Raw genomic sequence first — 21,085 nt, forward strand, 5'->3', positions numbered from 1 at the left:
CGCTCAGATACGGCGGCGGGCCTTACGGGCGCGCCGTACCAGTGCGGCGGTGCCCAGGAGGGCGACGGTGGCTCCGGCGGCGCCCGCGGCGGTGGCGTCCTTGCGGCCCAGCCTGCGGCCCGCGACGGTGTGCCGTCCGGCGACCTCCTCCAGGAGCTCGGCGAGCACCTCCTCGTTCGTCCACCGGGGGCGCCAGCCCGCGTCGTGCAGCCGGCTGCCGCTGACCACCCACGGATGCATCGTGTACGCGAGGTCGCCGGCGGGCGACGGCGTCAGGCCGATGCGGTGCAGGCGGGCCGCGGCGCCCAGGGCCACCGAGGACGGCAGCTCCATGCGCCGGATGCCGGAGAGCTCCTCGACCTCTTCCTGCTCCAGCCAGCCGTCGCAGCCCACCGCCAGCTCGCCGTCGACCTTCTCCAGCGCGGCGAACTCCAGGGCGCTGACCAGGTCCTCGACGTGGCAGAACTGCCAGGCGGGGCGGGACCCGGCGACGACCAGGAGGCGGGGCGACTCGAAGTAGCGGGTCAGCGCCGTATCCGTGCCGCCCACCAGGACGGTGGGGCGCAGCACGGTGACGTTCAGGCCGGGGTGCGCGCGGGGCGCGCGGTGTGCCAGGTGCTCGATCTCCAGGAGGTCGCCGACGCCGGTGGCGTCCGCGGTGGCCCGCAGCTCGGCGTCCTCGGCCAGGGGAACATCGTTGTCGGGCAGCGCCCCGTAGACCATGGCGGAGGTGCACAGCACCGCCCGGTGGACACCGGCGGCCGCGGCGGCGGTGAGCACGGTCTGGGTGCCGCGCACGTTGTACGCGGTGCGCGCCGCGTCGTCGGTCTCCAGGTCGAGGTCGAGCGCCAGGTGGACGACGACGTCCGCGCCGCGCAGTTTGTCGGCGATGGCCGGGTCCCGGACGTCCAGGACGTGCCAGTGCGCCTCGGCGACGTCGCCGCGCCGCTCATCGATGGCCACCACCTCCTTGACCTCGTCGGACGCGACCAGGGCGCGTGTGAGCAGCGCACCGACTCCGGAGGCGGCTCCGGTCACGGCGACCACGGGCCGCCGCAGCGGCCGGTTCGTGGTCCCGCCTGCGGTATCGCCTGCCTTCTCGGTCTGGGCCGCAGCGTTTCGCGCTGCGCGAACGGTCGGATCTGGGGAACTCACCGGGCGTCTCCAGCGGTTGTCTTCAGTGCGGACACGTGCTGACGCGTCCGCACCAGGTGGCGTCCATCCTGCCGCAGCCACCGGGTCAGCGAAGCACCGAGCCCCGAAGCGGTCCGGGTGTCTACGCTGGAGGTGATGTCGGGCAGCCGCCGTCGGCCACCTGGTCGGCGGCCCTACGAGCCGAGGAAACCCGTGAGTGACACCCCATTTGGATTCGGCCTTCCGCCGGAGGAGCCGGAGGACGGCGACAACGGCAAGAAGAAGGGCGGCCAGGGAGGTAGCCAGGGCCCCGCGGACCCCTTCGGGTTCGGCGGCGGGAGCGGCGGCGCGGACAACCCGTTCGCGGCGCTCTTCGGCGGCATGGGCGGCCCCGGCGGCGAAATGAACCCTGGTGACCTGGGAGCCGCGTTCCAGAAGCTCGGGCAGATGCTCTCCTACGAGGGCGGCCCGGTGAACTGGGACATGGCCAAGGACATCGCGCGGCAGACCGTGGCGCAGGGCGCCGAGGACGGCAGCAAGGACGCGAGTCTGTCGCCGGGCGAGCGCAGCGCGGTCGAGGAGGCCGTACGCCTCGCCGACCTGTGGCTGGACGGTGTGACGTCGCTGCCGTCGGGCTCCGGCTCGGTGGTGGCCTGGAGCCGCGCCGAGTGGGTCGAGGAGACCCTCCCGGTGTGGAAGGACCTGGTCAATCCGCTCGCCGAGCGCGTCGGCTCGGCCATGGGCGACGTACTGCCCGGGGAGATGCAGGCCATGGCGGGCCCGCTGCTCGGGATGATGCGCTCCATGGGCGGCGCGATGTTCGGCACCCAGATCGGCCAGGCGCTCGGCGTGCTGGCCGGCGAGGTCGTCGGTTCGACGGACATCGGCCTTCCGCTGGGGCCGGCCGGCAAGGCGGCGCTGCTGCCCGGGAACATCGCGACGTTCGGCGAGGGCCTGGGCGTGCCGGAGGAGGAAGTGCGGCTGTATCTGGCCCTGCGCGAGGCCGCCCACCAGCGGCTCTTCGCGCATGTGCCGTGGCTGCGCTCGCATCTGTTCGGTGCCGTCGAGGGCTATGCGCGCGGCATCAAGGTCGACACGACCAAGCTGGAGGACGTGGTCGGCCAGATCGACCCGCAGCACCCCGAGGAGCTGCAGAACGCCCTTCAGCAGGGCATGTTCCAGCCCGAGGACACCCCGGAGCAGAAGGCGGCGCTGGCCCGGCTGGAGACCGCGCTGGCCCTCGTCGAGGGCTGGGTGGACGCGGTGGTGCACGCCGCCGCCAAGCCGCATCTGCCGTCGGCGGACAAGCTCCGTGAGACGCTGCGGCGGCGCCGGGCCAGCGGGGGCCCCGCCGAGCAGACGTTCTCGACGCTGATCGGTCTGCAGCTGCGGCCGCGGCGGCTGCGGGACGCCTCGCGGCTGTGGGCGTCACTGACCGACGCGCGCGGTCTGGAGGGCCGCGACGGCCTGTGGGAGCACCCGGACATGCTGCCGACGGCGGCCGACCTGGACGACCCGGACGGCTTCGTGCACCACGAGCAGCCGGACTTCTCCGAGCTCGACAAGATGCTCGGCGAGGCCGCGAGCGGCAACAAGCCGGACCTGGAGAAGCCCGCCCGGGAGAGCGAGGGCCCGGACGGGACCCCCGGCGAGGGCAAGGACGACGGCGACAAGTGAGTCTGCACGAGGAAGCGGCGCGGGTGCTCAAGGAGTGGCCCGCGCCGTCCCCCGAACAGGAACAGCTGCGGCTGACGTACCTGGACCATCTCGCCGCCCATCGGGACGGCATGTGGAAGCCCTGCAAGGACGGACACCTCACGGCCAGCGCGCTGGTGATCGACCCGGCCGGCGGCCGGGTGCTGCTCACCCTCCACCGCAAGCTGGAGATGTGGCTGCAGATGGGCGGCCACTGCGAGCCGGAGGACGCCTCGCTGGCCGATGCGGCGCTGCGTGAGGCGCGCGAGGAGTCGGGGATCGCGCAGGGGCTGACGCTGCTGCCCGGCGGCCCGGTGCGGCTGGACCGTCATCACACGCCCTGCGCGGTGCATCTGGACGTCCAGTACGCGGCGCTGGCCCCCGCGGACGCGGTGGCGGCGATCAGCGACGAGTCGCTGGATCTGCGGTGGTTCGCCTACGACGAGGTGCCCGGCGTCGCCGACACCTCGGTGGTGCGGTTGGTGGAGCGCACCCGCGCACTCCTCTAGCCGCCGGCAGACCCGCATCGCCCGCGCTTCGGCGCCCGCCCTTTCCCGGGTGGGCGCCGAAGCACGTCAACGGCGTGCCGGCAAACGTCGGTGACGCTGCGGGCGGTCAGTTGGTGAAGATGTTGCCCTGGTTCATGCCCCGCGCGCCCTGCTGGCCCATGCCGAACTGGGCGGCCGCACCGGAGCCGATGACGGCGTTCTGCGGCGGCAGCAGCTCGCTGGGCTGGACCAGTGCGTAGCCCTGGCCGAGGAAGCTGAGCTCCCAGCCCTCGCCGGTGTTGCCGCGCCGGCGGAACACTCCCGAGGAGTGCGTCTGCGCCTGCATCTGCACCCGCAGCGAGGCGGACCAGGCGACCACCGCGTCGGCGTCGGCGTTGACGTACTTGTCGGGCGTGACCTGCAGCATCAGCGGTTCGCCGGAGGTCATCAGGACCACCTGGCCCTGCCCGGAGATGTTGAGCTGGTACTTGCCGGTGCCGGAGATGCCGTACTGGCTGTCGACGGAGACGACCTCCCAGTGGAGGCGGGAGTCCAGCGCCAGGACGTAACTGCTGTCCACGGTCAGGCCGTCGTGGTCGACGTCGACGACATGGATGTACTGGGCGAGGTTGGCCAGGTAGACCGTGCCCTGCCCGGAGACGCGCATCAGGTCGAGACCCTCGCCGGAATGCGCGCGGGTGCGGTGCTGGCCGGGCGTCTGGTAGTTGCCGTCGAATTCGAGCAGCCCCTGGTAGGCGACCATCGCGCCCTTGCGGGCGAGAAGGTCCTCGTGGCCCTGGAGGGCGACGCGCAGCAGCTGGCTGTTCTGCAGGGCGTAGCGGTCCTGGGTCTGTGCCTCCGTGAAGGCGAAAAGCGGACTCTGCATGGCGTGTTCGGTCCTCCCCCTCAGCCCCGGGCCCGGAGCCGGTCGGTGCTGTCCTCGCTGGGCTGGACGACGACGAACCCGTGGCCGGAGAAGCCCAGTTGGTACGCCTCGCCGCTGCCGCGCCCGATCATCGAGGACGCCTTGAAGCTGCGCTTGCCCTTCATCTTCAGATTGGTCGACCAGGCGACCAGGGCGTCCGGGTCCACATACGTCTCGTCCTCGCCGCGGCCGCAGTCGACGACGATGGGCGTGCCCCGGGAGGTCAGGGCGACCCAGCCGGTGCCGGAGATACCGACGTTGAAGAGCCCCTGGCCGGCGAACTTCGCCATGCCCTTGACGCGCTGCACGCCCCACTGGAGCTGTGCGTCGAAGGCGAGGAGGTTGGTGCCGTTGACGGAGAGCGAATCGCCGTCGAGGTTGATGCAGACGACGTCGGCGCCGTAGTCGGCGAGGTAGAGCAGGCCGTCTCCGGAGCACTTCATCAAAGGTGCGCCTTCGCCGGTGATCCACTGGGACGCCATCTGGCGGACGGCGGGCGGGTTCGGCTCGTACTGGACGAAGCCTTCGTAGGCGACCATCGAGCCGGTGCGCGCGAAGACGTCCTGGCCGCTCTGCATGGCGATCTTCACCATGGCGCTGCCGTGGTTCTCCATACGGGCGGCGGGCGGGGTCGGGACGTAGCCCGACAGCTGCTGCTGGTTCATGACGGGCTCCCTCAGACCTCGTAGGGCTGGACGACGATGAAGTTGCCGGGCGCGCCGCGGAACTGGAGGTTCACGGTCTCGCCGGAGTGGCCGGGGAAGGCGTGCCGGCGCAGGCTCACCTGACTGGAGATGATCACCTGCGAGGCCGCGGACCAGGCCACGATGGCATTGGCATCGGCGAAGGTGGTCGGGGTGACCGGCAGCACGACCGGGGTGCCCTGGGTCTTGACGACGAGGGTGCCGGTGCCCTGGAACTGCATGGTGAACAGGGCGCCACCGGGGATGCCGTGGCCCTCGATGCGGCGGACCTCGTGCTGCAACGACTCGTCGAAGGCGAGGACGCTCTCGGCGGACACGCAGATCGCGTCGCCCTGCAGCTCGATGGGGTGGACATGGGCGCTGTTCTCGGCGAAGAAGACCTGGCCCTGGCCGGTGCAGCGCATCAGCTGCATTTCCTGGCCGGTGGCGTTGCCGACGATCCGGCCGCGGAAGCCGGCGCCCTTGTAGCCGAAGTCGACCTTGCCCTGGTAGAGCACCATGCTGCCCTGGCGGGCGAGCACCGGCTGGCCGTCGACGCCGAGGTCGACACGGATCAGCTTGCTGTTCTGCGGGGTCCAGCGCTGGCCGGTGGGGGCTTCCTTGTACTTGTCCAGTACGACGCCGAGGCCGGGGCCGCCGCCCTGGGGGACCGCCGGGGCCTGGCCGCCGGGGTACGGGGCGCCCGGGGGCGGTCCCGGCTGACCGTACGGGGCGGGCTGTCCCTGCGGGGCACCGTATCCGCCGGGCGGCGGGGCGGGCTGGCCGTAGGGCGGAGCCTGCTGGCCCGGGAAACCGCCGGGCACGGTCTGCTGCTGTCCGTAGGGGTCCTGGCCGGGCGCCGGCTGGCCGTACGGGGCGGGCGGCTGCTGGCCGGGCGGCGCCAGCGGCGCGGCGATGGTGGGCGCGTGGTGCACCTGCGGGGCGGTGGGCTGCGGCGCGGCCGGGGGCGCTTGCGGCGCGCCCTGGGGCGGGCCGAAGTCGGGCGCGGGCTGCAGGGGTACGGGCGCGGCGGCGGGCGCCCCGAAGGACGGCGCGGGGGCCGCCGCACCGGACGGCGGCGCGAAGCCGGGCGCGCCCTGCGGCGCGGCGGGCGGCGCGGGTGCCTCGGCCTCTTCGGCGACCTCGCCGCCGAAGTTCTTCAGCAGCGCCTCGAGGCCGCCGTCGAAGCCCTGGCCGACCGCGGCGAACCGCCAGACGTCCTTGAGGTAGAAGTCACCGAGCATGACGGCGCGTTCGGTGCTGAACTCGCTGCCGTCGAAGGAGTAGCGGGCGACCTCTTCGCCTCCGGCCACGATCCGGAGGTAGCCGGGGCCGATCTGCGAGATCTGGCCCGCGCCGTCGAGCGCGGCGGTGAAGGAGAGCTTCTGGATGTGCGGGGGGATCTTGTCGAGGGTGACCCGGAACGACTCGCTGTCGCCGGCCTGCGCCCCGAGCAGCTGGATCGACTCCTCGGGCGACTTGGGCTGGTTGAAGAAGATGAAGTACCGGTCGTCGGACAGCCGCTCGTCGGCGTCCAGACCGAAGCAGCTGATGTCGAAGGTCAGGCCGGATCCGGCGATCTGCACGCCGACGTACAGATCCGTTCCCGCCGTCAGATCACCGATCTTGGCCTTGTGGCCCCGCTGGAATTCCCTGGCCATACGTAACGCCCGTCCCCCGCTCCCGCTGTGAGTTCCTTCTGCGCGGCCAGGCTAACCGCTGGCGCCGACAACGGGCGATGCCGGGGCGCGACGGATCTCGCCGGCTGCCGCGGTCAATCGCCGCGGGCGGCGGGCAGCTGGGGCAGCCGGTCGGCCGCGACCACTCCTTCGAGGTAGCCGCGGGCCCGCTCCGTACGGGGGTAGGCCTCCAGCAGCCGCCAGAAACGGGGGCCGTGGCCGGGGACGAGCAGATGGGCGAGTTCGTGCAGCAGGACGTAGTCGATGACGTACTCCGGCATGCCCTGAAGACGGTGCGACAGGCGGATGCTGCCCTCAGCGGGGGTGCACGAGCCCCAGCGGGTGTTCTGGTTGGTCACCCAGCGCACCGACGCGGGGCGGGCCCGGCCGTCCAGATACTGGCCGGAGAGCCGTTCGGCGCGCTGGACCAGCTCGCCGTCGCCCAGCAGCCGCTTGCTTTCCTGGGCGGCGAGCTTGTCCAGCATGACGGTGACCCAACGCCGCTCCTCCGCCTCGGACATACGGGCCGGAATCAGGACAACGGTGCGGTCGCCCTCGCGGTACGCCGAGACCGTTCTGCGCCGCCGTGAGCTGCGGCGCACCTCGACGGCGCTGGTACCCGGCCGGCGGGCTTCGGGGCTCGGGGCAGGCCTGCGCGATGTGTCAGCGGCGCGGCGCAGGGGTGTCTCCCCGGGTCCGTGGGAGGGGTCGGCGGGCACGCGCCCGACGTTACCCGCTGGCGGTGCACGAAGTCCCGCCCCGCGGTCGGTTCGCCACCGAACCACTCCATGGCGTGCACCGCTTGTACGACCGCTGCCCCCTGCCTGTGGATAACTTCCGCACGAATCCGCGGCACGGCGCATGCTGAGGGCCGGACGACGAAGGACGGGGGCAACGATGCGGCATCCGATGCTCAAGCCCGCGCTGCGGCGCGGCTGGCGCGACCGGGAAACGGTGCGGTTCGGTGTGGCGCCGGCGCATGCGCTGGTGGTCGGCCCGGTCGACACGGCGACCGGCAGCTTCCTCTCGCTGATCGACGGCACCCGCACCCTGCAGCAACTGATCGACGAGGCCGCGTTGCTCGACCTCCCGCCCGACCACGTACGGGGTGTGGTCGACCGGCTCGGCGCGGCCGGGCTGCTGGAAGCGCCCACCGCCGGCGGCCCGTCGGCCGAGGCCGTACGGGCGGACCAGGCCGCCTTCGAACGGCTGCGGCCCGACCTGGCGTCGCTCTCGGTACGGCATCCGGAGCCCGCGGGCGCCCTGGGCCGGATGGGCGCGCGCCGGGCGGTCCGGGCGCGGGTCAAGGGAGCGGGTCGGGTCGGCGCCGCGATCGCGGCGCTGCTCTCGGCCTCGGGGATCGGCCGGGTGGAGGTGGTCGACGGCGGCACGGTCCAGCCGTGGGACGTGATGCCCGGCGCCCTGCCCGCCGAGCGGACCGGAGAGCGGCGGGACGCCGCCGCGCGACGGCTGGTCCGCCGGTCCTCCCCCTGGGGCCGTACGCCGCGGCCGCGGGTCCCGGTGGACGAATCCGGTGAACCCGGACTGTCCCTCATGGTGCTCGCCCCGCGCGACGGGCTCGGCGCGTACGCCCCCGACCCCCGTGATCTCCGAGCCGCTGCTCACCGCCGGCATCCCGCATCTTTACGCGGGGGTGATCGAGGGCACGGGGGTGGTGGGTCCGTTGGTACTGCCCGGAGGTTCGGCCTGTGCCCGTTGCGATGAACTGCGCCGTACGGACGCGGAGCCGGCCTGGCCGCGGCTGCTGGCGCAGTGGCGGTCGGGACGAGGTTCCCCCGCGGTGCCGGCCTGCGATGCCGCGCTGGCAACGGCGGTCGCGGGAGTCGCCGCCGTGCAGGCACTGACGTTCCTGGACGGTGAACTGCCGCCGTGCACAGGGGTGCGGATGGAGCTCGCCTCGCCGTGTGCCACCGTGCGCACGGTGCGGATCGAGCCGCATCCGGAGTGCGGCTGCGGTGCTGCCGATGCCCGGTGTACGGCAGACGCCTCGGATCCTCGGCCGTGACACGCCACAATGACGGAGTAACCCCGGTTGGGGGACAGTGTGAGTTGGAGGGGCGCATGTCTGATCTTCCCCGCAAGGCGGTCACCCGCACCGCCAAGCTGGCCGCGCTGCCACTGGGGTTCGCCGGCCGTGCCACCTGGGGCCTCGGCAAGCGGATCGGCGGCAGATCCGCCGAGATCGTCGGCCGGGAGCTGCAACAGCGCACCGCGGAACAGCTCTTCAAGGTGCTCGGTGAGCTGAAGGGCGGGGCGATGAAGTTCGGGCAGGCGCTGTCCGTCTTCGAGTCGGCGCTGCCCGAGGAGATCGCCGGCCCCTACCGCGCCGCCCTGACGAAGCTTCAGGAGGCGGCGCCGCCGATGCCGACCAGCACGGTGCACGCGGTGCTGGCGGAGCGGCTCGGCGAGGACTGGCGGGAGTTGTTCGAGGAGTTCGAGGACAAACCGGCGGCGGCGGCCTCGATCGGGCAGGTCCACCGTGCGGTGTGGCACGACGGCCGGGAGGTGGCCGTCAAGGTGCAGTATCCGGGCGCGGGTCAGGCCCTGTTGTCGGACCTGGCGCAGCTGAGCCGGTTCGCCCGGCTGCTGGGCCCGCTGATCCCGGGTATGGACATCAAGCCGCTGATCACCGAGCTACGCGACCGGGTGTCGGAGGAGCTGGACTACTCCCTGGAGGCGGCGGCCCAGCAGGCGCATGCCGAGGAGTTCGCCGACGACCCGGATGTGGTGGTGCCGGCGGTGGTGCACCAGTGCGACGAGGTGCTGGTGACGGAGTGGATGGACGGGGTGCCGCTGTCGGAGGTGATCGCGGAGGGCACTGACGAGCAGCGGGACCGGGCCGGTCAGCTGCTGGCCCGCTTCCTCTTCTCCGGCCCCGCCCGTACGGGCCTGCTGCACGCCGATCCGCACCCGGGCAACTTCCGGCTGCTGGCCGGGGACTCCCCGGACGGCCCGGTCGAGGAGTGGCGGCTGGGGGTGCTGGACTTCGGCACCGTCGACCGGCTGCCGGAGGGGCTGCCGCCGACGATCGGCACCTCGCTGCGGATGACGCTGGACAGCGAGGCGGACGCCGTCTACCAGCTGCTGTGCGAGGAGGGCTTCGTCAAGGAGTCCATCGAGCTGGACCCGGACGCGGTGCTCGCATACCTGCTGCCGATCATCGAGCCCGCCCTGGTCGACGAGTTCACCTTCACCCGGAGCTGGATGCGCCATCAGGCCGCCCGGATCGGTGATCTGCGCTCCCCCGCACACCAGTTGGGCAAACAGCTCAATCTGCCGCCTTCCTACCTCCTGATCCACCGTGTGACCTTGAGCACGATCGGGGTGCTGTGCCAGCTGGGGGCGACGGTGCGACTGCGCGACGAACTGGAGGCCTGGCTGCCCGGCTTCGTACCCGAGGAGGAACCGGCCGGCCCGGACGTCACCGGCATCGCCACCGCCGTGGACGACGAGACCGGCGCGGATCTGAGCAAGCGTGCCGTCGAGGAGACCACGGCCTGACCCGGACCCGCCCGGCCGCACGGCCCCGTCCCGCCCACTCCGTCCACCGGAGCGGACGGGACGGCCCGGGGTCCTCCGGCGCCGGCAGCCTCGGCAGGCGGCCGGGGCCGCTCACCACCAGCTCGAATCCAGCCGCCCTTCGATGGCCCTGATGTTCTGCCGGGCGCAGCCGTCGCAGAAGTAGCGGCGCTCACCGTTCTCGACGGAGCAGGTCCAGGTCGGCGGGGAGCCCTCGGCGACCGCGCCGCAGCCGGCGCACACCACATCCCCGTCGGCCAACTTCGCCTGTTCATGCGTCTTCTGGTCCACCAGCCGACGATAGCCCCGTCCACCCCGCGAAACGGGACACCACGCACCGCGGGGCCCGCCCTGTCGGACGGACCCCGTGGGTGGCGGCATCAGCGGCCGCCTTACTGCATCACGGCCATCGCCAGCGCGCGGCGGGCGCGGAGCGACGCGCGCTCGGCGCGCCGCTGCATCCGCCGCGCGGCGGCGAGCCGATGAGCCCTGCGTTCCGATTCGGCCTCTTGCAGGCGTTCGTGCATATGGGCACGCGCCAGGGCTTCTGGGATGAGTTGCATGGCGAGGTTCCTGTTCTGACGCGACTCGATCGCGTCGACGTTCACGGGGACGGGCGTGTCGGTGAGGGAGGGATTCATCGTGAGGTCCTGCTTCTGGGGGTCCCGTGTGAGGGGACGGTCGATCGTTCCTGTGCCGAAGGTGTTCATGCCGCAACCGGGTTCTTGCGCGGACGGCCACGCGGACGCTTCCGCGGTACGACGACACCCTGGACGAAGAGCTCGCCGCCCCAGACGCCCCACGGCTCACGGCGGTCTTTGGCACCGGCGAGACAGGCCTCACGGACCGGGCAGGTCTGGCACAGCGTCTTGGCGTACTCGACGTCGGCCGGGGACTCGGCGAAGAAGACCTCGGGGTCGTAGGTGCGGCACGGTACGGCAGCGCCGAGGCGGTCGATCTCGTCGTCGAGCTCGGTGAGGGGAAGCAAGGAGTTCTCCTGAGGGTCGGGCGGAGGGATCAGGTCGGTTGCTACGGACGGGGTGTGCGTCTGCAGTTGCACGGTGGTGTGTTCCTCGTCTGTTCGGCCCGGCTGGTGGCTGGGCGCGTTGGGCAAGCAAAAGGGCCGCGGATCCCGGTGTGGGTTCCGCGGCCCTGGAAGGTGCCGACCTGATCGTGCCGATCAGGCTGGATCTCTCCAGGGTTCGAGGCCGCGGTAGGCCCACATTTCATGCTGCGTCTGGTACTGATTCCGGGATTCGGCACCATTGGCCGCCCCGAAGACACGGGCGAGTGCCGATGCCGCCGTTGCTGCTACCGCAGGTGCCTCGGTCGGTCGCGCGGTGCGCTCACTGCGCGTCAGCACAGCGAGAGACTTGGGGCGCGCGACCTCGATACCGGACGGACGGCCGAAGCCGGACAGACCGGTACCACGGAGCGAGGAGCCGAGCGGGCAGGTGGCGACGACCGAGCGATCGGTCATTTTGCTGGTCTCGATGAAGCTGATCACTGGGCTCGCCTCCTCTCGGCGTCTCGGTGGACCGGGAATCCCGTTCCAGGGTGTTCAAGTACAGCACGGATCCATCGGATCTCGGAAGATTCCGTTGTCTCCGTTGCTCCCGAAGGCTATGGGGATGCGCTCCGCGCGCGCAAACTATTTTTCCGACGAGTTTTCCGCGGCGTCCCCGGACCCGTCCCCGGAGGCCCCCACGAGCCCCTCGCCGGCACAGATTGCCAGCACGTCACTGCCGTAGCGGTCGAACTTCCGCCGCCCCACTCCTGAGATGACCGCAAGCTCCGATTCGGTTCCCGGAACGGCCTCCGCGATCGCCATCAGGGTCTTGTCGGTGAAGACGCAGTAGGCGGGCTGCCGGGAACGCGCCGCCTGCTCGGCCCGCCACTCGCACAGCCGCTCATAGAGCCCCTCGTCGAGCTCCGAGGGGCAGTCCTCGCACCGCATCAGCTTCATCTCCCCCGCGTCCGTGAGGGTCCGGTTGCAGACCCGGCAGCGGGCCGGGCTGCGGTGCCGGGGACGCCGTGCCACCGCCGCCGCCCCGTCGCCGCGCTCGACGCCGCCCGAGAGCGCGCCCGGAGTACGGCGGCCGGCCACCGCCCCGGACCCGGGCCGCAGGCCGCTGAGGAAGCGGCTGGCGCGGCGGGAGGCCCGCCCGCCGGGCGAGCGCGCCAGCGACCAGGACAGGCCCAGATGCAGCCGGGCGCGGGTGACACCGACGTAGAGCAGTCGGCGCTCCTCCTCGATCTGCTCCTCGCTCTTGGCGTAGGTGATCGGCATCATGCCTTCGGTCAGACCGACCAGGAAGACGGCGTCCCACTCCAGGCCCTTGGCGGCGTGCAGGGACGCGAGGGTCACCCCCTCGACCGTCGGGGCGTGCTGGGCGTTGGCCCGCTCGTCCAGCTCGGCGACCAGGTCCGCGAGGGTGGCTGCGGGCCGGGCCTTGGCGAAGTCCTCGGCGAGCCGCACCAGGGCCGCCAGGGACTCCCAGCGGTCCCGCACCGCCCCGGAGCCGGCCGGCGGCCGACTCGTCCAGCCCATGTCGCTGAGCACCGCCCGCACCTCGGACGGCAGGTCCAGGGCGTCGTCGAGCAGCGCGTCGTTGGCGCCGAAACGGGCGGCGCCGCGCAGTTTGACGCCCGCCTCGCGCACCTCCGGCCGCTCGAAGAACCGCTCGGCGCCCCGCAGCTGATACGGGACCCCGGCGTCGGCGAGCGCCTGCTCGTAGACCTCGGACTGGGCGTTGATACGGAAGAGCACGGCGATCTCGCTGGCGGGCACCCCGGAGGCGATCAGGTCGCGGATCCGGCGGGCGGTGCCCTCGGCCTCAGCGGGCTCGTCGGCGTACTCCGTGTACACGGGCTCGGGTCCGGCCTCGCGCTGCGAGATCAGCTCCAGGCGCTGCTCGGCGGCGCGCCCCTTGGCCTGGGAGAGCAGACCGTTGGCGAGGCGCACGACCTGGGGGCTGGAGCGGTAGTCGCGGACGAGCTTGACGACCGTCGCGTTCGGATGGCGGGTGCGGAAGTTGAGGAGGTGGTCGGGGGTGGCGCCGGTGAAGCTGTAGATCGTCTGGCTGGCGTCGCCGACCACGCAGAGGGTGTCGCGGTCCCCCAGCCACAGCTCCAGCAGCCGCTGCTGGAGCGGGCTGACGTCCTGGTACTCGTCGACGACGAAGTGCTGGTACTGGGCGCGGACCTGCTCGGCGATGTCGTGCCGGTCCTGCAGCACACCGACCGTGAGCAGCAGCACGTCCTCGAAGTCGATGCTGCCCCGCTCGCGCTTGAGCTGTTCGTACGTGCCGTAGACCTGTGCGATCTCCGCCGGGTCCCGAGGGGCCTCGCGGCCGGCCTTGACCACCGCCGCCGGATAGTCGGCGGGCACGGTCTGGGTGACCTTGGACCATTCGATCTCGGCCGTGACATCGCGCAGCTCATTGCGGTCGAACCGCAGGCCGCAGCGGGACGCGGCCTCGGCGACCAACTGGATCTTGCGCTCCAGCAGCCGCGGGACCTCACCGCCGACGGCCTTCGGCCAGAAGAACTGGAGTTGCCGCAGGGCCGCGGAGTGGAACGTCCTGGCCTGGACCCCGCCCGCACCGAGCTGACGCAGCCGGCCGCGCATCTCGCCGGCCGCGCGGGCCGTGAACGTGACAGCGAGCACACTCGCGGGCTGCAGGATCCCGGCCCGTACCCCGTACGCGATCCGGTGGGTGATGGCGCGGGTCTTGCCCGTACCGGCGCCGGCCAGCACGCAGACGGGACCGTGCAGAGCCGTGGCGACCTCGCGCTGCTCGGGGTCGAGCCCGTCGAGCACCCCGTCGGCCGAGTCAGGCACCTGCGGGAAGAGAGAGGAGTCCGTTGCTGCTGTCACCCCGCCATGCTGCCAGGTCCGCGACGGCGCCCGGGAAGCCCGTCCACAGCCGCCACACCCCGGTCATACGCATCGCGGCCGCTGGGGACAACAGACGACGCGTCGCCGCGGCGGATGCTTTGCTCTTCTCAGCGGCGAGCAGAAGGGCAGCGAGCGGCGGGCGGGCGACGGTGCGCGGCAGGTGGGCAGCGGTGGGCAGCGGGCGCCCTGCGGCCCGCGGAGGCGGGCTGGGGGCCGCTGAGCGGGGCGGGGATGCGTACCCGGCGGCGGGGGGGCGTGCGGGGCGGGGGTACGTGCCGTACGGGCCGGAGGGCCGGGTTCGGCCGATGAGGGGGAGGGGTGGGGGCGGGGTGGGGGGTGGGGCCCCCGGGGAATGCTTCTGGCACCTCGTACGTTGTGTCCCGTGGCCGCACCGATGGCGACATCGGGCGGGATCGGAACCAAGACTTATCGAAGGAGCGCGGGACGCATGGCGGGCACTGTGACGATGTACAGCACGACCTGGTGCGGTTACTGCCGTCGGCTGAAGGGCCAGATGGACCGCGAGGGCATCACGTACACCGAGATCAACATCGAGCACGACCCGGAGTCCGCGGCGTTCGTGGAGAAGGCCAACGGCGGCAACCAGACGGTGCCGACCGTGCTCTTCCCCGACGGTTCGACGCTGACCAACCCGTCCCTGGCGCAGGTCAAGCAGAAGGTCGGCGCCTGACGGCAGGTGTGAGCCGTTTCATGGGCCGTCGGCCGGTTCGTCTTCACGAACCGGCCGACGGCTCTCTTTGTGCGCGCGGGAGGAGCGGCCCGTCCAGCCTTCAGGAGCGCGGGCGGGTGCAGCCCGTCCGGCTTTGCGAAGGCGGACGGGCCGGAGCGGCCCGCCGTGCTGTGCGCACGCGAGGGGCCGCCCCGTCCCGTCGCGCCTACGGCTTGGGCAGCGGCTTGCCGTACCAGAGCTCGATGAGGCGGGCGGCGATGGAGATGCCGTACGGCGGGAGGACCTCGCCGGATTCGAAGGCGGCGCGCAGATCCTCCCGGGAGAACCAGCGGGCCTCCTCGATCTCCTCGCCGTCGACCTGGATCTCGGAGGAGGTGGCGCGCGCCATGAAGCCCAGCATCAGGCTGGAGGGGAAGGGCCAGGGCTGGCTGGCGATGTACTCGACATCGCCGACGACGACGCCGGCCTCCTCGAAGACCTCGCGGGCCACCGACTGCTCGATGGACTCGCCCGGCTCGACGAAGCCGGCGAGGGTGGAGAAGCGGCCCTCGGGCCAGTGGACCTGGCGGCCGAGGAGCGCGCGGTCGTCCTCGTCGGTGACGAGCATGATCACTGCCGGGTCGGTGCGCGGGTAGTGCTCGGCGCCGCAGGCCGGGCAGCGGCGGATGTGGCCCGCCGCGGCGATGACGGTGCGCTCGCCGCAGCGTGAGCAGAAGCGGTGCAGCCGCTGCCAGTTCTCCAGGGCGACGGCGTGGACGAGCAGTCCGGCGTCACGCGGGGAGAGCAGCAGACCGGCCTCGCGCAGGCCCGCGGGGCGCGCGGACTGGTCCATGCGGCCGGGCAGCGAGTCCTTCTGGAGGGCGAAGTAGCTGACCCCGTCGTCGTCGGTTCCGAGGTAGTAGCGGTGGGCCTCGGTCAGCGGCGCCTCGAAGGACGGCGTCATGATCAGCTCGGTGCGGCCGTCAGGGGTGTCGTCGATCAGCGCCTGTCCGCCGGACACCACGAAGACGCGCGTCGTCGGGTGGCTCCAGGCCGCCGCCAGCCAGGCCTCGTCGAGCCGGTGATGAGCGGAGCGGTCGATTCCGCTCGGCGCGCTGAAGGTGAGCGGCCGGCCGGCGGTGTGGTCGGTCCAGGTGGTCACTGCTGTTTCCAACTCCCCCTATGGCGTGGGTGATTGCTGCGTACGGGCGCGGAGCGGTACGGCGGTACGCGCGCGGTCAAGCCGGGCGCCAGGTCTCCGCCAGGTCGCCCCACAGGTGGGCGGCGGTCTCGACGCCCTTCATCAGCAGGTCGAGCTCGACCTTTTCGTTCGGTGCGTGCCAGCCGTCGGACGGCACGGAGATCCCCAGGAAGAGGACCGGGACGCCGAGGACGTCCTGCAGGTCGGCCGCGGGTCCGGAGCCGCCCTCGCGGGTGAAGCGGATCTTCTGTTCGAAGGCCAGGCCCATGGCGCGGACGAGGGACCGGAGCGCGGGGTGGTCGAGCGGGGTGAGGCAGGGGCGGGTGGCGCCCCAGAAGGTGATCTCGTGGCGGATGCCGGCCGGGAGCTGGGCGGCGACCCAGTCGCGTACGGACTGCTGCACGGCGGCCGCGCTCTGGCCCGCGACCAGCCGGAAGGACAGCTTGAGCTGTGCGGTGGACGGCACGATGGTCTTGCCGCCGGGGCCCTGGTAGCCGCCGCCGATGCCGTTGACCTCGGCGGTGGGGCGGGCCCAGATGCGCTCCAGGGTCGTGCTGCCCGCCTCGCCGAGGGGGGCGTGGGAGTGCGCGGTGCGCAGCCACTCCTCCTCGTCGAAGGGCAGCTCGGCGAAGAGTTCCCGCTCCCGCTCGGTGAGCTCGATCACGCCGTCGTAGAAGCCGGGGACGGCGACGCGGCGGTCGGTGTCGTGCAGCGCGGCGGCCAGCCGGGCGGCCTCGGTGGCGGGGTTGGGGACCGCACCGCCGAACGAGCCGGAGTGGATGTCCTGGTCGGGGCCGTAGAGGTCGATCTGGCAGTCCGTGAGGCCGCGCATGCCGGTGCACACCGTGGGGGTGTCCCGGGACCACATGCCGGTGTCGGAAACGATCACCGCGTCGCAGGCGAGGCGGTCGGCGTGCTTCTCGATCAGGGCCGGGAAGTTCGGTGAGCCGGACTCCTCCTCGCCCTCGATGAGCAGCTTGAGGTTGACCGCGGGGGCGGTGCGGCCGGTCGCGGCGAGGTGCGCGCGCACGCCCAGGGTGTGGAAGAACACCTGGCCCTTGTCGTCGGCGGCGCCGCGGGCATAGAGCTTGCCGTCGACGGTGTGCGGGGTGAAGGGGTCGGTGTGCCAGCCGTCCTCGCGGGCGGCGGGCTGTACGTCGTGGTGGCCGTAGACGAGCACGGTCGGCGCGGACGGGTCGTCCGAGGGCCACTCGGCGAAGACCGCGGGCAGGCCGTCGGTCTCCCAGATCTCGGCGGTGGTGAAGCCGGTGTCGGAGAGCTTCGCGGCGAGCCATTCGGCGCTGCGGCGCACCTCGCCTGCGCGCTCCGGGTCGGCGGACACGGAGGGGATGCGCAGCCACTCGGCGAGGTCCTGGAGGAAGGCTTCGCGGTGGAGGGCGATGTACGCGCGGACGGCGCTGTCCGGGGTTGTGCTCATACGCCCGACCCTATCGGCCGTGCGCGGGCGGCCGGTCGGCGGTCTCGCCGAGCAGGATGCGTTCGAGTCCGGCGCGGCCGGGCAGCCGGGCGGGTCTGACCACTTCGCCGCTGCGGACGTAGAGGAAGGCGGCGTCGACGGCGGACGGTTCCAGGCCGTACCGCTCGGCCCAGGCGAGGCGGTAGACGGCCAGCTGGAGGGGGTCGGCGCTGTGGGCGCGGCCGGTCTTCCAGTCGACGATCTCGAAGCGGTCGCCGTCGGGGCCGGGCTCCTTGTAGACGGCGTCGATCCGGCCGCGGATCAGCCGTCCCGCGAGGGTGAGTTCGAAGGGGGCCTCGACGCGGTAGGGAGTGCGGTGGGCGTAGGGGGTGCGGGCGAAGGCTTCCTTGAGGGTTTCGAGGTCGTGCTCGTCGACGATCCCGGCTTCTGCGCCCTCTTCGGCGCCGGGCAGCTCGTCGGGGCCGAGCAGCGGCAGGGTCAGCTCTTCGAAGCGGGACTCGACCCAGGCGTGGAAGCGGGTGCCACGGCGGGCGCCGGGCTGCGGCGGGCGCGGCATGGGGCGGGCGAGTTCGCGGGCGAAGCCGTCGGGGTCGGCGGCGAGGCGGAGCAGTTGGGTGGCGCTGAGCGCGGAGGGCAGCGGGACGTCACGGACGGTGGCGCGGGAGCGGCGCAGCTCGGCGGCGAGCGCGTCCAGATCGCGGTCCCAGGAGCCGACGGTGCGCCGTTCCTCGGGGAGGAGGGTGTGCGGCGCGGTGTCTTCGGGGTGGGCGGCGCCGGGGTGGGGGGCTGCCGTGACGTCGGGCTCGGCGGAGCGCTGGGCGACGATACGGGCACGGTGGGGGGACGGCTGGGTCTCGGGGGCGTCGTACGGCGCGGCCTCATCGGACGGCCCGGGGCCGGCCTCGGCGGCGGACCCGTCGAAGGGCGTGGCCTCGTCGTACATGGCGGCCTCGTAGTCCGACGGGGCCTCGTCGAACGGCGGGACCTCGTCGTACGGCGGGATCTCGTCGTAGGGCGGGCCCTCGTCGTACGGGTCGGCCTCGGGGAGGCCGTACGGGTCGGCGTCCCATGGATCGTCCGCCGGTGGCGGCGGCCAGTCGGGGTCGTGGGCGGACAGGGACGGGGCAGCGGTGGCGTGCTCCTCCGTCCGGCGCTCCAGATGGGCGCGGACCGTGGCCGCGGCGGCGCGGCGGCGGGCCGTGGCGGTGGGGTCGAGGGGCAGCGGCCAGGCCTGTTCCGTGGCGGCCTCGGCGAGGGCGGGGTTCTCCTCGCCGTCCTCGGGGGCCGGGGCCCAGTGCTCGATCTCGCCGTGTCCTGCCTCGCAGTGCTCGCGCAGCGCCTCCAGGAAGGCGGACGGACCGCGGGGCCGCTTCTGCTGGGGGCCCCACCAGTGGCCGGAGCCGAGCAGCAGGGAGCGGGGGCGGGTGAAGGTGACGTAGCCGAGGCGGAGTTCCTCGGTCTCCTGGTGCTGCTTCATCGCCTCCTTGAAGGATTTCAGCCCGCGGGCGGCCCATTCCCCGACGTCGGGGAGGGTGGCGGCGTCGCCGCGCAGGGCGTGCGGGAGGACCTTGGACCGGCTGGTCCAGGACTCGCGGGCCTGTTCGCTGGGGAACTGCTTGGCGACCAGGCCGGGTACGGCGACCACGTCCCATTCCAGGCCCTTGGACTTGTGGGCGGTGAGGACCTTGACGGTGTTGTCGCCGCCGGGGAGGGAGCTGTCCAGGCCCTTTTCGTGCTGGACGGCGGTGCGCAGGAAGCCGAGGAAGGCGAGCAGGGTGGCGTCGCCGTCGAGGGATTCGCCGCCCTGTTTGGCGGCGAATCCGGCGGCGATGTCGAGGAAGGTGCCGAGCGTTTCGCGGCGGCGGGCGGCGAGGGCGTGCGGTGACGCGGACAGCTCGACTTCCAGGCCGGTGGCGGCGAGCACCCGGTGGAGCACGTCCATGAGGGGGTCGCCGAGGGAGCGGCGCAGGTCGCGGAGTTCGGTGGCGAGGTAGGCGAAGCGCACCCGTGCCTCGGCGGAGAACGGGAGTCCGTCGTCGGGCCCTTCGGCCTCCAGGAAGGTGTCGAGCGCGTCGGCGAGCGAGATGGTCTCGGCGGGGTCCACGCCTTCGACGGCCTCGGCGAGGCGCTGCCCGGGGTCGTCGGACGGTGCGGCGCGGTGGACGAGGGTGCGGGCGCGTCGGCCCAGGAGCGCGAGGTCGCGGGGGCCGATCCGCCAGCGCGGGCCGACCAGCAGGCGGACCAGGGCGGCGTTGGCCGTCGGGTCCTGGAGCACTTCGCAGACGGCGACGAGGTCGGCGATCTCGGGCAGGTGCAGCAGCCCGGAGAGCCCGACGACCTCCACGGGGACGTCCCGGGCGACCAGCTCTCCCTGGATGCGGGCGAAGTCGCCGGCGGTGCGGCACAGGACGGCGATCTCGCCGGGTGGGGTGCCGGTGCGGACGAGGTGGGCGAGGGAGTCGGCGAGCCAGGTGAGCTCTTCGGCGTGGGTGGGCAGCAGGGCGCAGCGGACGATGCCGTCGCGTTCGGCGCCGGGGGCGGGGCGGAGCGCTTCGACGCCCTCGTGCAGGTGGCGGAGCGGTGCGGCGAGGCCGTTGGCGAGGTCGAGGAGGCGGCCGCCGCTGCGGCGGTTCTCGCTGAGGGCGTACCGGCGGGCGGGGGTGCCGTCCTGGAAGGGGAAGTGGGCGGGGAAGTCGTCGAGGTTGGCCACGGAGGCGCCGCGCCAGCCGTAGATGGCCTGGCAGGGGTCGCCGACGGCGGTGACGGCGTGCCCGGTGGGGGTACCGGGGTCGGCACCGGTCCCGGGGTCGGCACCGGCACCGAAGAGGCCGGAGAGCAGCAGTCGTTGGGCGACGGAGGTGTCCTGGTACTCGTCGAGCAGGACGACACGGAATTCGTCGCGCAGGATCCGGCCGACTTCGGGGCGGGTGGTGGCGAGGGTCGCGCAGTGGGCGATCTGGTCGCCGAAGTCGAGGAGGTCGCGGCGGCGCTTCTCGGCCCGGTAGGCGGTGACGAGGTCGAGGAGTTCCAGGCGGCCGCGGGCGGTTTCGGGGGCCTTGCGCAGGTCGGCGTTGGTGAGCTTCACGCCGTCGAGGGCGGCGAGGAGCTCGGTGTCGTGGGTGCGGAGCGCGGCGGGGTCCACGAGGTGCTCGGCGAGCTCGGCGTCCAGGGCGAGGACGTCCTCCACGAGGGAGGGCAGGGAGGTGGTGAGCGCCGGGTAGGGGCCGGGGGCGGCTCGGAGGGTACGGGCGGCGAGCTGGAAGCGGGTGGCGTCGGCGAGGAGCCGGGCGCTGGGCTCCAGGCCGATGCGCAGGCCGTGGTCCTTGAGGAGCTGGCCGGCGAAGGCGTGGTAAGTGGAGATCCGCGGCTCTCCGGGGGGCTGGCCGCCGGCGGTGCCGTCGGCGTCGGGCGGGAGCGCGTCGGGGTCGGTGACTCCGGCGGCGAGGAGGGCGGCCCTGACGCGTTCGGCGAGCTCGCCGGCCGCTTTGTTCGTGAACGTCAGCCCGAGGACCTGTTCGGGGGCGACCTGGCCGGTGCCGACCAGCCACACCACGCGCGCGGCCATCACCGTGGTCTTGCCCGAACCGGCTCCGGCCACGATGACCTGCGGAGCGGGCGGAGCGGTGATGCACTCCATCTGCTCCGGCGTGAACGGGATGCCGAGGAGCTCCTTGAGCTGCTCGGGGTCGTTGAGTCGAGCTGACACAGCGAAAACCGTAACGGGCGCCACT

At 72.7% G+C, this 21,085-nt stretch carries 17 protein-coding genes and 1 pseudogene; 5 read left to right on the top strand and 13 right to left on the bottom strand.

The annotated features are described in order from the left end of the window. Positions 1-3: 3 nt before the first annotated feature. Complete coding sequence (locus tag Scani_RS04830; RefSeq protein WP_159470341.1) at positions 4-1,155, bottom strand: SDR family oxidoreductase; 1,152 nt, start codon at positions 1,153-1,155, stop codon at positions 4-6. A 192-nt stretch (positions 1,156-1,347) separates the two neighbouring features. Here Scani_RS04830 and Scani_RS04835 point away from each other — a divergent pair, with 192 nt between their 5' ends. Continuing rightward, the gene (locus Scani_RS04835) at positions 1,348-2,811 is read left to right on the top strand and encodes a zinc-dependent metalloprotease (RefSeq protein WP_159470343.1); all 1,464 of its coding nucleotides are present in this window, start codon (positions 1,348-1,350) and stop codon (positions 2,809-2,811) included. Next, entirely contained in the window at positions 2,808-3,338 is a 531-nt protein-coding gene (locus tag Scani_RS04840) for an NUDIX hydrolase (RefSeq protein WP_159470345.1), read from the top strand. The genes Scani_RS04835 and Scani_RS04840 overlap by 4 nt, the downstream gene beginning before the upstream one ends. Positions 3,339-3,444: 106 nt before the next feature. Here the strand turns inward: Scani_RS04840 and Scani_RS04845 are convergent, their stop codons facing one another. From Scani_RS04845 to Scani_RS04860, 4 genes are all read right to left on the bottom strand, one after another. After that, positions 3,445-4,203 (bottom strand): AIM24 family protein, encoded by a 759-nt coding sequence (locus tag Scani_RS04845; RefSeq protein WP_159470347.1) that lies wholly within the window; start codon positions 4,201-4,203, stop codon positions 3,445-3,447. 20 nt (positions 4,204-4,223) lie between these two features. Further along, entirely contained in the window at positions 4,224-4,907 is a 684-nt protein-coding gene (locus tag Scani_RS04850) for an AIM24 family protein (protein ID WP_159470348.1), read from the bottom strand. 11 nt (positions 4,908-4,918) lie between these two features. Then, positions 4,919-6,586, bottom strand: coding sequence for a TerD family protein (locus tag Scani_RS04855; RefSeq protein ID WP_159470349.1), 1,668 nt, complete (start codon positions 6,584-6,586; stop codon positions 4,919-4,921). A gap of 113 nt (positions 6,587-6,699) precedes the next feature. Next, the gene (locus Scani_RS04860) at positions 6,700-7,323 is read right to left on the bottom strand and encodes a M48 metallopeptidase family protein (RefSeq protein WP_159470351.1); all 624 of its coding nucleotides are present in this window, start codon (positions 7,321-7,323) and stop codon (positions 6,700-6,702) included. 190 nt (positions 7,324-7,513) lie between these two features. Here Scani_RS04860 and Scani_RS04865 point away from each other — a divergent pair. Beyond that, positions 7,514-8,630 (top strand): annotated as a pseudogene (locus Scani_RS04865) (ThiF family adenylyltransferase). Between the two features lie 56 nt (positions 8,631-8,686). After that, on the top strand, positions 8,687-10,126 hold the full coding sequence (locus tag Scani_RS04870) for an ABC1 kinase family protein (protein ID WP_159470352.1): 1,440 nt from the start codon (positions 8,687-8,689) through the stop codon (positions 10,124-10,126). A 111-nt stretch (positions 10,127-10,237) separates the two neighbouring features. Here Scani_RS04870 and Scani_RS04875 read toward each other — a convergent pair whose 3' ends face one another. The 5 genes from Scani_RS04875 to Scani_RS04895 all read right to left on the bottom strand — a co-directional run bounded on the left by Scani_RS04875 (position 10,238) and on the right by Scani_RS04895 (position 14,024). Continuing rightward, on the bottom strand, positions 10,238-10,435 hold the full coding sequence (locus Scani_RS04875) for a hypothetical protein (protein ID WP_159470354.1): 198 nt from the start codon (positions 10,433-10,435) through the stop codon (positions 10,238-10,240). 101 nt (positions 10,436-10,536) lie between these two features. After that, positions 10,537-10,854 carry a putative WhiB-interacting protein gene (locus Scani_RS04880; RefSeq protein WP_159470355.1) on the bottom strand — a complete coding sequence of 106 codons (318 nt, stop codon included), beginning with the start codon at positions 10,852-10,854 and terminating at the stop codon, positions 10,537-10,539. Continuing rightward, positions 10,851-11,204, bottom strand: a complete 354-nt coding sequence (locus Scani_RS04885; RefSeq protein ID WP_026169602.1) for a WhiB family transcriptional regulator — start codon at positions 11,202-11,204, stop codon at positions 10,851-10,853. The genes Scani_RS04880 and Scani_RS04885 overlap by 4 nt, the downstream gene beginning before the upstream one ends. A gap of 120 nt (positions 11,205-11,324) precedes the next feature. Next, positions 11,325-11,651, bottom strand: a complete 327-nt coding sequence (locus tag Scani_RS04890) for a hypothetical protein (RefSeq protein ID WP_159470357.1) — start codon at positions 11,649-11,651, stop codon at positions 11,325-11,327. A gap of 144 nt (positions 11,652-11,795) precedes the next feature. Next, complete coding sequence (locus Scani_RS04895) at positions 11,796-14,024, bottom strand: ATP-dependent DNA helicase UvrD2 (protein ID WP_159470359.1); 2,229 nt, start codon at positions 14,022-14,024, stop codon at positions 11,796-11,798. 469 nt (positions 14,025-14,493) lie between these two features. On the opposite strand from Scani_RS04895, the gene Scani_RS04900 reads away from it, so the two are divergent. Beyond that, positions 14,494-14,736 carry a mycoredoxin gene (locus Scani_RS04900; protein WP_030089449.1) on the top strand — a complete coding sequence of 81 codons (243 nt, stop codon included), beginning with the start codon at positions 14,494-14,496 and terminating at the stop codon, positions 14,734-14,736. Between the two features lie 205 nt (positions 14,737-14,941). On the opposite strand, the gene nudC is transcribed toward Scani_RS04900, so the two are convergent. From nudC to Scani_RS04915, 3 genes are all read right to left on the bottom strand, one after another. Further along, on the bottom strand, positions 14,942-15,877 hold the full coding sequence (gene nudC, locus Scani_RS04905; protein WP_167538025.1) for an NAD(+) diphosphatase: 936 nt from the start codon (positions 15,875-15,877) through the stop codon (positions 14,942-14,944). Between the two features lie 76 nt (positions 15,878-15,953). Continuing rightward, a complete protein-coding gene (locus Scani_RS04910) occupies positions 15,954-17,354 on the bottom strand; it encodes a dipeptidase (protein ID WP_159470360.1) in 1,401 nt (466 codons plus the stop codon). Between the two features lie 10 nt (positions 17,355-17,364). After that, positions 17,365-21,060 carry a UvrD-helicase domain-containing protein gene (locus Scani_RS04915; RefSeq protein ID WP_159470362.1) on the bottom strand — a complete coding sequence of 1,232 codons (3,696 nt, stop codon included), beginning with the start codon at positions 21,058-21,060 and terminating at the stop codon, positions 17,365-17,367. Between the last annotated feature and the right edge of the window lie 25 nt (positions 21,061-21,085).

Origin of the sequence: Streptomyces caniferus (assembly GCF_009811555.1) — a bacterium.
Classification (GTDB): Bacteria; Actinomycetota; Actinomycetes; order Streptomycetales; family Streptomycetaceae; genus Streptomyces; species Streptomyces caniferus.

Bases quoted from the DNA above. Each gene is read 5' to 3' on its own strand.
- Scani_RS04845 (WP_159470347.1), bottom strand. From the start codon at position 4,203: ATGCAGAGTCCGCTTTTCGCCTTCACGGAGGCACAGACCCAGGACCGC.
- Scani_RS04850 (WP_159470348.1), bottom strand. From the start codon at position 4,907: ATGAACCAGCAGCAGCTGTCGGGCTACGTCCCGACCCCGCCCGCCGCC.
- Scani_RS04855 (WP_159470349.1), bottom strand. From the start codon at position 6,586: ATGGCCAGGGAATTCCAGCGGGGCCACAAGGCCAAGATCGGTGATCTG.
- Scani_RS04870 (WP_159470352.1), top strand. From the start codon at position 8,687: ATGTCTGATCTTCCCCGCAAGGCGGTCACCCGCACCGCCAAGCTGGCC.
- Scani_RS04880 (WP_159470355.1), bottom strand. From the start codon at position 10,854: ATGAACACCTTCGGCACAGGAACGATCGACCGTCCCCTCACACGGGAC.
- Scani_RS04900 (WP_030089449.1), top strand. From the start codon at position 14,494: ATGGCGGGCACTGTGACGATGTACAGCACGACCTGGTGCGGTTACTGC.
- Scani_RS04910 (WP_159470360.1), bottom strand. From the start codon at position 17,354: ATGAGCACAACCCCGGACAGCGCCGTCCGCGCGTACATCGCCCTCCAC.